Genomic DNA, 12,343 nt, shown 5'->3' with positions numbered 1-12,343 from the left:
CCCCCCCCCCCCCCCCCCCCCACCAAACCCCCCCCCCCCCCCCCCCCCCCGGGGGGGGGGGGGGGGGGGGGGGCGGCCCCCGGGCTGGCACAGTGCATGCTTCCCCCCCCTCATCCCCGGCCCTTCTCCCCCCCCCCCCCGAGGGGGAGAAGGGAGTGTTTGTAGCCGAACCTTGGTTCTTTCACGTTAACTCGGGGGATGCTCCACCTGCTTGAGCATCATGGCCTGGATGCGTTCACCGGGTACGGCGGCACTGAACAGAAAGCCCTGGCCAATGCGGCAGCCATGTTCAAGCAGGAATTCGCGCTGAGCCGGGGTCTCGACGCCCTCGGCAATCACCTCGAGACCCAGCGTATGCCCCAGGCCGATGATGGCCCGAATGATGGCCGCATCTTCTGGATGCTGTTCCGGGTTGTCCTGCAGGTCGAGAACGAAGGACTGATCGATCTTGATGGCCTGTACCGGCAGGCGCTTGAGGTAGTTCAGGGATGAATAGGCAGTGCCGAAGTCATCGATGGAGAAATGAAAACCCCGGGCATTCATCTGCGCGAGGGTCTCGATGGTGCGCTCGACGGAACTCATGGCGGCACTTTCCGTGATCTCGAACTCGATGCGACCTGGCTCGATACCCGTCTGCTGCAGGATGGACAGGGTGCGCTCCAGGATGTCCGGCTGGTGAAACTCCCGTGCCGATAAATTCACCGCCACGGGCACGACGGGCATGCCTTGCTCATCCCACTGCCGTATCTGCAGGCAGGCCAGACGCAGCACCTCCGGGCCCAGGGCCAGGATGAAGCCGGTCTCCTCGGCCAGCGGAATGAAGCGGCCCGGTGATACCGGGCCCCACTGGGGATGGTTCCAGCGCACCAGGGCCTCAAGACTCATGATGCGGCCGGTGCTCAACTCCACCCGTGGCTGGTAGCAGAGATAGAACTCCTGATTCTCCAGGCCCAGGCGCATGGCCTGCTCCAGTTGCATGCGATCCTGAAGCTGGTGATCCAGCTCCCGGGTGTAGAAATTATAGGAGCGTCGCCCCTCGGTCTTGGCCCTGTGCAGGGCCGCATCGGCATGGCGGACCAATTCTTCCGGTCGCTCGCTGTCGTGGGGGAACACGGCCATGCCGATGCTGAAGCTGATCACCACCGGGGTATCCCCGAGGGTGAAAGGCTTGGAGAAAGCCTCCTGCAGATGTTCCACCACCGGAATGACGTCCTGGGCCTTATGCAGATGACCCAGCAGCAGCAGGAATTCGTCTCCGCCGAAACGGGCCACTGTGTCTCCCTCGCGCAGGTACTCCCGCAGTCGACATGAAACCTGAATCAGCAGCTCGTCGCCCCGCTCGTGACCCAGGGAATCATTGATCACCTTGAAGTCATCCAGGTCCAGGAAGGCCACTGCCAGGGCATGGCGATCCCGTCGCGCCACGGCCATGGCCTGAGTGAGCCGATCGATCAGCAGTTCCCGGTTGGGCAGGCCGGTGAGCGGGTCGTGGAAGGCCAGAAAATCCAGGCGTTCGCTGAGTTCCTTTTTGTCGGTGATATCCTCGGCCAGCTTGATGTAATGGGTGACTTCCCCCTGGGTATTGCGGATGGGGTAGATGCGGGCCTGCTCCCAGTAAGGCTCCCCGTTCTTCTTGAGGTTGCGAAATTGCCCCTCCCACAGGCCCTTTTGGGAGAGTACGGGAAATACCCGGCTTGCCTCGTCTCCCGCGGGGTAGGTGTTGCCCAGATCCTGGGCAGATAGGCCCGAGACATCCTCCGGGCGGAACCCCGTGACATTGCAGAACTGATGGTTCACGTACTGGATGTGGCCTTGGGTGTCGGTGATCACCACGATGCTCGGGCTCTGATCCACGGCAAAGGCCAGACGCTGCAGGCTATCCTCCGTCGCGTGGCGCTCGGTGATGTCCAGATGGGACCCCACCATGTGGGCCGGTTGCCCGTCGGCGCCAATGACCAGGGAGGACTGGGCCAGGATCCAGCGATACGAGCCATCCTTGTGACGCATGCGTATTTCGTTGGTGAGGCGACCGTGGGGGTTGGCCAAAAACTCGCGCACCCTTTGCTCCGCAGCTTCCTTGTCCTCCGGGTGCAGTCGAGTGCTCCATTCCTCGAAAGTGTCGCCGATCTCATCGTCTTCGTGGCCCAGTTGCTGTTTCCACTCTTGGGAGTAGAAGACCTTGCCGGTACTGAGGTCCCAGTCGAACAGGCCGATGTTGCCAGCCTGAATGGCCTCCTGGAGCCGCAGTTGATCGCGGTTCTTCTTGGTCAGGTCCACGTCCATGCAGAACAATCTCAGGTCGTCCGTGCCAGTTTCCAGGGTGGTATGAACGGAGTAGACCTGCACCGGGGTGCCATCCTTGCGCTTGAGGGTGAGTGGGCCCGAGGCAGGTGTGGGGCCGCCGGCCTTGACCAACCGCAGGGCCTTGCGCGTCTGGGCCTGCATGGAGTCGGGAATGATCAGATCCAGCAGATTACCCTGCATTGCCTCCTTGGCGGTGTAGCCATACATGAGTTCGCTGGCCTTGTTCCAGTAGAACACGCTGCCGTCCATGCAATAGCCCTGGATCGCGATATCCGGCACCTTTTCCAGCAGGTTTTCGAAGATGGCATCCTTTTCCCGGGCCGCCTGCTCGGCGCGCTTGCGATCGGTCACATCCCGCAGATACACGGCCGATACCGTGTCCGTCCCCATCTGCATGGGCACGGTGCGTACATCCACGGAGATCACGCCGCGCAGGCGATGGGGTATCTCGATCTCGGTGGGTTCGTCGGGGACCACCACGAAGCCGAAGTCGTAGCCCAGCAGTTGATCCCGTGACTGCTCAAACAGGCGGGCCGCGGAGGGATTTGCATAACGGATGGTGCCGTTTGCGTCCAGCAGCAGGATGGCGTCGGAGGCCTCCTCGACGATCTGCTGAAAATGTTCATGCCACAGTTGCATCGGGGAAAGCATCCGGGAGAAGGGCCTGAGTGGTTGGGTTGCGTTGCCAGGGCAGTGAGGCGCATTGACCCAGGCGAGGTTGCCCCATGGGGTCGACTCCTGTCACGGAAATGGCACGGTGTCCCAGGGCGGCCGAATCAGGTTCCGAATGTTATCATGAGTGCCCTCTGTCTTTTGCCAGCAGGCAAATTTTTCATGTCTGATCCCTCCTCCACCACCTTGATCCGCAACCGCCGCCGCCAGCAATCTCTGTTTCGTGAGCTGATCAGGAACCGGGCTTTGCTCACCATGACCGGCACGCCACGGCGTCTGCAGGGAGTGACACAGTTGCTGGATACCGCTCCAGAGAGTGGCAAGCTGGCCCTGGAGGCGCCCAATAACGAAGCGTTGGTCCAGCAGTTGGTCCCGGGCATGCCACTGCGGGTGAGGGGCTCGTTGCGCGGCGTGCCGGTATATTTTGAGGTCATTCTCGAACGGTTGGCGCAGGATGAAGACCTGCAGGCCCTCGTGTGTGAGTGGCCCGAGGAAGTGGATTATCGTCAGCGACGCGGGGCCTTCCGCATGAGCATCCCGCTGAGCATGGCGGCACAGGTGACATGGGCCCAGCGCAACGAGGAGACGGGGGAAGAGTCTCTTCATGAGGGCCGGCCGGTGGATTTGTCCATCCAGGGAATGGGGCTGGACTGGGAGCCGGACGAGCAGCCAGCGCCCGTGACGGGGGGCGCCGTGGTGATTCAGTCCCTGGTGATCGGCCCCCATCGCTGGCGGGACATCGATGCCGTGCTGCGCAACTGCCAGCGCCATACCGGGCGGGATGACCTCTACCGAGTGGGGCTGGAGTTCGGGTTTTTGAGTCCGAGTGCGGAGCGGATGCTCAACCGATTCATCATGGATCTGCAATGCGAGGCCGCCAAGCGAACCTGAGGAACGGCCACTACTGTCGATCCTGCGTGGGGAAATGCAGCAGTCGCGTGGTGCTGGCATGGAATACATGCATGCCGTTGCGCCCCGTCTTCTTCACCTGGTACATGGCCTGATCGGCCCGGCGCATGAGTTCCTCCACGTCCAGTCGGCGGCCATGGAAGAGGCTGATGCCAATGCTGGGGGTACAGCGATACGCCATGCCATCCAGGTCATAGGGTTGCCCCAGGGCGTCCAGGATCTTCTGCCCCACCTGCCGCGCTTGCTGCAGGGCCGCTTCCTCGGCCAGCTCCAGATCCTCCAGCATCACCACGAATTCATCCCCACCCAGGCGGGCCACTGTGTCTGCTTCCCTCACTGCCTCGCGTAAACGCACGGCCACTTGCTGCAACAAAAGATCGCCAATGGCATGTCCATAGGTGTCGTTCAGGGCCTTGAAATGATCCAGGTCCAGGAACAGGAGGGCCCCATGTTGCCCCGAGCGCTGGCCCGCCGCCATGGCATGGCGAATGTTTTCCATCAGCAGGCGGCGGTTGGGTAGCTGGGTCAGGGTGTCGCAGTAGGCCAGCTGGTTGATGCGCTCGGCCGCCTGCTTCTGGGTGGTGACATCACGTACGACCGCCAACACCTCATCGTCGTTGAGCTTGACCAGCCGGGCCTCAAAGTAGTGGGTGGCGGGGCCGATCTCCAGGGCATATTCCACCCGGCGCATGCGCCCGTGGAGCAGCACGGAATGGATGCCCTCGTAGAGGGTCCAGGCCGCCTGGTCCGGCAGAACCTGGCTGAGGGTTCGGCCAACGAACCGCTTCGGCTGTGCGTAAAGCAGCGCACTGTTGCCGGAGTGCCAGTCCAGATAGCGCCCTTCGGCATTGAACCGCAGCACCAGGTCCGGCATGGCCTCCAGCAAGGCGCGATTCTGCCGTTCACTCTGTGCCAGGGCCTGCTCCATCTCCTTGAGGTGGGTCTGGTCAAACAGATAACCGCGAATGCGTTGCATCCGACCGGTCTCGTCCCGCTCCGGCCGAGTGATGTCGTAGAACCAGCGATAATGGCCGCCCCTGTGGCGCAGTCGGTAGGATTGTTCAAACTGATGGACCTCGCTTCGGGCGTGATCCTGGTGTTCGTTCAGAACCCGGGCCACGTCCTCGGGATGGATCAGGTCCGCGTAGTTGAAGTCTGGGGACATCAGCTCTCCCCGGGTGTAGCCCAGCAGATCCTGGACGTTCTCCGAGGCGTAGAGTACCCGACCACTATCCACCGTATCCCAGATGAACAGGGCGACCGGGCCGGTGGCAAACAACTGGCGTTCTTCGTAAAGGGATTTTTCCACCCGTTTGCGACGGGAGATGTCCTCCTGAATGCCGATCATGCGGATGGGCTTGCCACTGGCGGTGCGCTCAATCACCTGACCCCGGTCGTGGACCCACACGTGGTATCCCTCCCGGTGGCGCATGCGGTATTCCGCCTCGAAGAGGGGGGCTTCGCCGCGTAGATGGGCGTTCAGGCGGCCGTGCACCCTGAGCAGATCATCGGGGTGTATGCGTTCCTCCCGGGTGCGCAGCAGCGGTTCCAGCTCCGGGGATTCGTGCCCCAGCATTCTGGCCCATCGGGGCGCGTAGTACACCTGGCCGGTGATCATGTCCCAGTCCCAGAGGCCCTGGCCACTGCCCTCCAGGGCAAAGCGCCATCGCAGTTCATTGTCGCGTATCACCCCGCGCTGGGACTCGGCCTGCTGGCGCAGCCGGAAATTCTCCTCGAAACTGCTCTGGATCCGCCCGGTCATGAGGGCGAGGAAAAGCAGAAACAGCAACACGATGGCGCCGGCCATGGGGGACAGACCGTTGCCTGGCAAGACCAGGGCAAGCCCCAGCGCGAGGAGCATGGGCCCGATGATCAGCAGGGCGGAGAGGCGGTCGGTGGCCAGGGCGATCATGACCCCGGAACTGATACCCGCCATGGCAAAGGCAAGGAAGAACTCGGAAAGGGGGTCGCCGGACTGACTGAGAACGCCAGCGCCCACGGCCCAGGCGAGGCCCATGGCCAGGGCACCGCGCCGAAAACGGATCAACCAGATTCTGCTGCGATCCCGGCCCTGGCGTTCAGCCCGCCTGAAATACAGCAGCAGGGTGGCGCGCAGCGCCGTGGCGCCGGCCAGAAGGAACAGCCAGAGCAGGATCAGTGCCTGGGGCACCAGGCTCCAATGCACCCAGGCCAGCGCCGCGGCCGCCAGCAGGCTGATGGGAAGCGAGGCGCTCAACCCGTTGTAAAGAAAACGTGTCCGCTCTACCTGAGGGTCGATGGTGTTCATGCCATCAACCCCATGGGGAGGGGGTGTCTATCCCTTGAATCTCGCATCCTGGAGAGTCCTGGCCGAAATCTGACTCCTGGAGTTTGGCACAAAGCTCCGCACTTCTCCATCGGTGGTCACCACCGTTGGGCGGATAGAGGGGCCCTTACGGGGTCTTCTCCTTGAAATCACACAGATCGGCAATCAGGCAGTCACCACAGCGGGGCGCGCGGGCGATACAGGTGTAGCGACCATGGAGGATCAGCCAGTGGTGGGCGTCGCGACGGAACTCTGCGGGCACCACCTTAAGCAGGCGCTGCTCCACCGCCAGCGGGGTCTTCCCCGGGGCCAGGCCGGTGCGGTTGGCCACCCGGAAGATATGGGTGTCCACCGCAATGGTGGGTTCACCAAAGGCGGTATTCAGGATGACATTGGCGGTCTTGCGGCCCACGCCCGGCAGGGCTTCCAGAGCGGCGCGTTCCTGGGGCACCTGACTGTTGTGGTGCGCTACCAGGATGCGACAGGTCTTGAGGATGTTCTCTGCCTTGGCGTTGTACAGGCCGATGGTGCGGATATGCGCCTTCAGCCCCTCCAGCCCCAGGGCGAGAATGGCCTCCGGGGTATTGGCCACCGGGAACAGGCTGGCTGTGGCCTTATTCACCCCCTTGTCGGTGGCCTGTGCCGACAGGATGACGGCGATGAGCAGCTCGAAGGGGGTGGTGTAGTCAAGCTCGGTGGTGGGCTTGGGGTTGGCTTCACGCCAGCGCGTGAAGATTTCCCGGCGTTTCTGATTGTTCATGTGAGTTGGTGTATGGCGCGAGATCTATGCCTCTGCCTCCTTGAGGGTGACTGCCTGGCGGCGTCGGGCTTCGCGGCGCTCCAGCCGGTCATCGATCCAGTTTTTCAGCGCCAGCAGCAGGCCCAGGCCAATGAAGGCGCCCGGGGGCAGGATGGCCAGCAGGAAGCCCCGGTAGTCCTCCACCAGGGTGATGGTGAGTCCGCGCGCGGCCTCTCCAAACATGAGGTGCGCCTGATCGAACAGAGTGCCATGGCCCAGGGCCTCGCGCATGGCCCCCAGGGCCACCAGCACCCCCGTGAAGCCCAGGCCCATGGTGAGGCCATCCACGAAGGCCCGGGGCAGGGTGTTTTTGGACGCGAAGGCCTCGGCACGCCCGATGATGGCGCAGTTGGTGACGATCAGGGGAATGAAGATCCCCAGGATGAGATAAAGCTCGTGAAAATATGCGTTCATGGACAACTCGATGGCCGTGACCACCGAGGCAATGATGAGTACGTAGACCGGGATGCGGATCTCGGGACGCACCCAGTTGCGGATGGTGGACACCGCAAGATTGGAGGCGATCAGCGTCAGCGTGGTGGCCAGGCCCAGCCCCAGGGCGTTGACCACAGTCCCGGAAATGGCCAGCAACGGGCATAGCCCAAGCAGCTGAACCATGCCTGGATTGTTATGCCAGAGACCATCGACAATGATCTGGCGATAGGAAGTGTCACTCATCGATCTCGCCCTGCACTGTGTCGTCGGTGTGTGGGGTGTCGTCGGCGGCCTGTTCCGCTTCCGGCAAGGGTTCAAAGACCTGTTCCCGGTGGTCCTCGAAATACATCAGGGTATTACGCACGGCGTGCACCACGGCCCGGGGGGTGATGGTGGCCCCTGTGAACTGGTCGAAGATGCCACCGTCGCGCCGCACTGCCCAGTCTTCCCGAGGTGGATCCCCCAGGGAGCGCCCGTCAAAGTCCAGAATCCAGTCGGACCGGGCCGCCTCAATGTCATCTCCCAGGCCCGGTGTTTCCCGGTGGCGGATCACGCGCACGCCAGCCACTTCGCCATCGGCCTGTACACCCACCAGCATGTGGATATCGCCCGCATAGCCGTCCCGGGCCACCACCGTGAACACGGCCGCCACCGGTTTACCTTCCTGGCGGGCCCGATACACCCGTTGGTCGTCTCCACCCAGCAGGGGGTCGGAGAGTTCCACCGTGTCCTCCAGAATGGCGTTGTCATAGCGCTCCGCCGGCAGGATCTCATTGAGATTGGCCAGTGTGGCTGCCTCGATGTTGGCGGCAATACGATCCTGCGTGCCCTCGAAGACCAGGGCCACCAGGGCGGTGCCCACCAGGCCGAACAGGGCCAGCAGGACGGTGGAGATGATGATGTTGCGTGCCATCCCCTCAGCCCTCCTTGCGCGCCGGCGTCTTGCCGAAGACCCGAGGCTGGGTGTAGTGATCAATGGTGGGCGCCATCATGTTCATGAGCAGGATGGCAAAGGCCACCCCATCGGCATAGCTGCCCCAGGCACGAATCACGTAGGCGAGAAGCCCCACCCCGGCACCGAACACGAGTCGCCCCATGGGGGTGGTGCTGCCGGATACCGGGTCGGTGGCAATAAAGAAGGCGCCCAAAATGGCCGCCCCGCTGAACAGGTGAAACAGGGGCGAGGCGTACACCTCCGGATTGATCAGCCAGAACAGTCCGGAGATCAGCGCCAGCGAAACCAGCATGGCCACCGGTGCGTGCCAGGTGATCACGCGCCGCTGGATCAACCACAGGCCACCCAGCAGGAAGATCAGGTTGACCCACTCCCAGCCTCGTCCGGCCACGGCCCCGAAAAAGGGAGACGCCTGAATCTCGCTGAGGCTGCGATCCATGGCCAGTTCCGTCTGGATGCGATCCAGTGGGGTGGCGCCGGTGATCATGTCCCAGGTCAGGCCCGCCGGCAGCTGGCCCAGGAAGATCACCTGCAGGGTCTGGGGCAGGTTGAAGGCCATCTCCGCCAGGGTCTCGGGCGGCAGCCACAGGGTCATCTCCCGAGGGAAGGAGATCACCATGGCCACGTAGCCCACCATGGCGGGGTTGAAGGGGTTGTAACCCAGGCCGCCATACAGATGCTTGGCCACCACAATGGCAAAGCCCACGCCGATCAGGGTGATCCACCAGGGGGTGAGTGGTGGGACGGCGAGGGCGAACAGCCATCCGCAGACCACGGCGGACAGATCGGTGACAAATGGCTTCACAGGCCGCCGACGCGCCATCAGCATCAAGGCCTCAGCAGCCAGCGCCACGGTGACTGCCAGCAGCACGTTGACCAGTACCCCCCAGCCGAAGAACCAGGCGATGGCCACGGTGCCGGGCACCAGGGCATACAGTACCTGTCGCATCACCCGGTTGACGCTGCGGGCCGGGCTCATGTGGGGGGATGTAAAGGTCTTGAAACGCATCAGTGGCCGTCTTGTTCAATGAGGCGGCCCGATGTCCCCCGGGCCCGGGTGGGGGCCGCGGGGGACATCGGGCCGTGGTTCACCGGGTTTTTTCCTGTGTCCCGATGTCTGAGGAAGGCTTTGTCTGATCAGTCTGGGTGGTGTCGCCACCCTGGGAGGCCTTTTTCGCCTGGGCCCGCTCCAGGGCCGCCTGGATGGCTGCCTTCTTGGGATCGCCGCCCGCGGTGGCGGGCTTGTCTGCGGCGGAGTCATCGTTCAGGGCCTGCTTCTTGCGGTTCATGCGTTCGGCCTTTTCCCGTTTCTCCCGGGCCAGGCGTTCCTGACGCAGTTCATGGCGCACGCGGGCGGCATCGGCCTCCTGTTTTTCCCGCTCCTGTGACCAGATCTCGTTCTTGGCGAAGCGGTAGAACTGCACCAGGGGGATGTTGCTGGGGCACACATGGGCGCAGCAGCCACATTCAATACAGTCGAACAGGCTGTAGTCCTGGGCCTTGTCGAAATCCCGTGCCCGGGTAAACCAGTACAACTGCTGGGGCAGCAGGTTGGCGGGGCACACCCGGACGCATTCGCCACAGCGGATGCAGGGCATCACCGGGCCAGGGGAGTCCACCTCCTCGCTCCGGGCCGCCAGGATGCAGTTGGTGCCCTTGATGATGGGCACCTGGTCGCTGGCCAGGGCAAACCCCATCATGGGGCCGCCCATGATGAGGCGTTCCACGTTGTCGCTGTAGCCGCCGGCGTGGGCCACCAGGTGGCTGATGGGGGTGCCAAAGGGCACGCGCAGATTGCGTGGCCGCTGCACGCCGCTGCCGGTGACGGTGACGATGCGGGAAATCAAGGGCTCGCCGCGGATCACCGCCCGATAGATATTGGCCAGGGTGCCCACGTTGTGACAGACCACACCCACGTCGGCGGGTAGCCCCTCGCTGGGTACCTCGCGACCGGTGAGCACCCGGATGAGCTGTCGCTCGCCCCCGGTCGGATACCGGCTGGGCAGGGCGACAATGCGGATATTGTCGTTTTCCTCGCCCCCCAGGGCCTCGGTCATTGCACGTAGCGCTTCGGGCTTGTTGTCCTCGATGCCGATCAGGCACTGCCGAGGCTGCAGGGCGCGCTTGACCAGCAGCAACCCCTGGATTACCGCGTCTGCCCGGGTACGCATGAGCATGTCGTCGCAGGTGATATAGGGCTCGCACTCGGCACCGTTGACTACCACGGTGTCGACGGTCTGCTGCGGTCGGGGGTTGAGCTTGACCGCCGAGGGGAAGGCGGCGCCGCCCATGCCCACCAGGCCCCCCTCGCGCACCCGGTGGCGCAGGCGTGCCGGGTCCAGATTCTGCAAATCCTCAATGGGGGGCATGCGGTGCTCGCCCCAGTCCTCGTCACCATCGACCTCGATCACCACGCAGGGTGCCGTGAGGCCGGAGGGGTGCGGTACCGGGTGGTCCTCGATGCCGCGCACGCGACCGGACGTGGGCGCGTGGATATGGGCGCCCACGTAGGTGTCGCAACGGGCAATGATCTGTCCCTTGTAGACCTTGTCGCCGGCCTTCACCACCGGCTGTGCCAGCTCGCCGATATGCTGCCGCAGGGGCAGCGTCAGGCAGTCGGCCAGCGGTGGCTTGAACACGGTCTCCTGGGTGCTCTCGGCCTTGTGATCGGGCAGCTTGAGGCCGCCGTTGAAACGCCAGAGTTTGTGCGGGGTTGCTGTCATCGGGTGCAATTGTAACTGAAACGGGGCGTCGCTCCGGGCTCAGACGCCGGAGGCCGATTGTTGAGCCAGGTCTGCCAGGCGAATGCGTCCATCGGGACGCTCCAGGGGCAGGGGCCATTTCCAGCTGCTCAGATCCTTGGGAATGGGCTCCATCCGAATGCAATCCACCGGGCAGGGGCTGATGCATAGCTCACAGCCGGTGCATTGCGGGCCAATCACCGTATGCAGTTGCTTGGGGGCGCCCACGATGGCATCCACCGGGCAGGCCTGCAGGCACAGGGTGCAACCGATGCAGGTATTCTCATCGATCACCGCACGTGCCTTCTCCTTGACGTCGCCCTCCACGGGCTTGGCGTCCCGGCCCAGTAGATCGGCCAGGGCCAGTACGGTGTTGTTGCCACCCGGTGGGCACAGGTTGATGTCTGCCGTCCCTGCGGCGATGGCCTCGGCGTAGGGACGGCAGCCGGGATACCCGCACTGGCCACACTGGGTCTGCGGCAGCATGTCGTCGATCTGGTCGACCACCGGGTCGCTTTCCACGCGAAAGCGCACCGCAGAATAGCCCAGGATGAGCCCGAAGACGGCAGACAGCGAGCTGATGACAAGAACGGCAGCGAGCATAGGCGGTTACCTGTCTTGAAGGGGCGCGGCGGGCGCCTCAGGGGGTCAGGCCGATGAATCCCATGAAGGCCAGGGACATGAGCCCGGCGGTCACCAGGGCGATGGCACTGCCCTTGAATGGCTTGGGTACGTCGGCTGCGGCGATGCGCTCGCGCATGGCCGCGAACAGCACCAGTACCACCGAGAAACCGATGGCAGCGCCCAGGCCGTACAGTACCGATTCCACGAAGCCATGCATTTCCTGCACATTCAGCAGTGCGACGCCCAGTACAGCACAGTTAGTGGTGATCAGGGGCAAAAAGATCCCCAACACGTTATAAAGCAGGGGGCTGGTCTTGTGCACCACCATCTCAGTGAACTGCACCACCGCCGCGATCACCAGGATGAAGGAGATGGTGCGCAGGTATTCCAGGCCGAACGGTGCCAGCAGATACTCATTTACCAGGAAGCTGCACACCGATGACAGGGTGAGCACGAAGGTGGTGGCCAGCCCCATGCCGGCGGCGGTCTCCACCTTCCGGGAAACGCCCATGAACGGGCACAGCCCCAGGAACTTCACCAGGACGAAGTTATTGACCAGTACCGTACTGACCAGAATGAGTGCGTACTCGGACATGGAT

At 63.5% G+C, this 12,343-nt stretch carries 10 protein-coding genes; 1 reads left to right on the top strand and 9 read right to left on the bottom strand.

Going from position 1 to position 12,343, the window contains the following annotated elements; genetic code table 11:
• Nucleotides 1-186 precede the first annotated feature (186 nt).
• Complete coding sequence (locus tag LPW29_RS11470) at nucleotides 187-2,943, bottom strand: sensor domain-containing protein (protein ID WP_238628117.1); 2,757 nt, start codon at nucleotides 2,941-2,943, stop codon at nucleotides 187-189.
• Nucleotides 2,944-3,138: 195 nt separating this feature from the next.
• On the opposite strand from LPW29_RS11470, the gene LPW29_RS11465 reads away from it, so the two are divergent.
• Entirely contained in the window at nucleotides 3,139-3,867 is a 729-nt protein-coding gene (locus tag LPW29_RS11465; protein WP_238628116.1) for a flagellar brake protein, read from the top strand.
• A 10-nt stretch (nucleotides 3,868-3,877) separates the two neighbouring features.
• On the opposite strand, the gene LPW29_RS11460 is transcribed toward LPW29_RS11465, so the two are convergent.
• The 8 genes from LPW29_RS11460 to rsxA all read right to left on the bottom strand — a co-directional run bounded on the left by LPW29_RS11460 (nucleotide 3,878) and on the right by rsxA (nucleotide 12,339).
• Nucleotides 3,878-6,172, bottom strand: coding sequence for a sensor domain-containing protein (locus LPW29_RS11460; protein WP_238628115.1), 2,295 nt, complete (start codon nucleotides 6,170-6,172; stop codon nucleotides 3,878-3,880).
• A gap of 145 nt (nucleotides 6,173-6,317) precedes the next feature.
• Nucleotides 6,318-6,950, bottom strand: coding sequence for an endonuclease III (gene nth / locus LPW29_RS11455; RefSeq protein ID WP_238628114.1), 633 nt, complete (start codon nucleotides 6,948-6,950; stop codon nucleotides 6,318-6,320).
• Between the two features lie 24 nt (nucleotides 6,951-6,974).
• Nucleotides 6,975-7,667 (bottom strand): electron transport complex subunit E, encoded by a 693-nt coding sequence (locus tag LPW29_RS11450; protein WP_238628113.1) that lies wholly within the window; start codon nucleotides 7,665-7,667, stop codon nucleotides 6,975-6,977.
• Nucleotides 7,660-8,337, bottom strand: a complete 678-nt coding sequence (gene rsxG, locus LPW29_RS11445; protein ID WP_238628112.1) for an electron transport complex subunit RsxG — start codon at nucleotides 8,335-8,337, stop codon at nucleotides 7,660-7,662. The genes LPW29_RS11450 and rsxG overlap by 8 nt, the downstream gene beginning before the upstream one ends.
• 4 nt (nucleotides 8,338-8,341) lie before the next feature.
• A complete protein-coding gene (rsxD, locus tag LPW29_RS11440) occupies nucleotides 8,342-9,388 on the bottom strand; it encodes an electron transport complex subunit RsxD (RefSeq protein WP_238628111.1) in 1,047 nt (348 codons plus the stop codon).
• A gap of 79 nt (nucleotides 9,389-9,467) precedes the next feature.
• Nucleotides 9,468-11,102 (bottom strand): electron transport complex subunit RsxC, encoded by a 1,635-nt coding sequence (rsxC, locus tag LPW29_RS11435; RefSeq protein ID WP_238628110.1) that lies wholly within the window; start codon nucleotides 11,100-11,102, stop codon nucleotides 9,468-9,470.
• 39 nt (nucleotides 11,103-11,141) lie between these two features.
• On the bottom strand, nucleotides 11,142-11,723 hold the full coding sequence (gene rsxB, locus LPW29_RS11430; protein WP_238628109.1) for an electron transport complex subunit RsxB: 582 nt from the start codon (nucleotides 11,721-11,723) through the stop codon (nucleotides 11,142-11,144).
• A gap of 37 nt (nucleotides 11,724-11,760) precedes the next feature.
• Nucleotides 11,761-12,339, bottom strand: a complete 579-nt coding sequence (rsxA, locus tag LPW29_RS11425) for an electron transport complex subunit RsxA (RefSeq protein WP_090254433.1) — start codon at nucleotides 12,337-12,339, stop codon at nucleotides 11,761-11,763.
• Between the last annotated feature and the right edge of the window lie 4 nt (nucleotides 12,340-12,343).

Source organism: Ectothiorhodospira sp. 9100 (genome assembly GCF_022227565.1).
Lineage (GTDB): Bacteria > Pseudomonadota > Gammaproteobacteria > Ectothiorhodospirales > Ectothiorhodospiraceae > Ectothiorhodospira > Ectothiorhodospira marina.
Note: the sequence above shows the minus strand (reverse complement) of the source record. Positions and strands in the feature narration are given on the sequence as shown.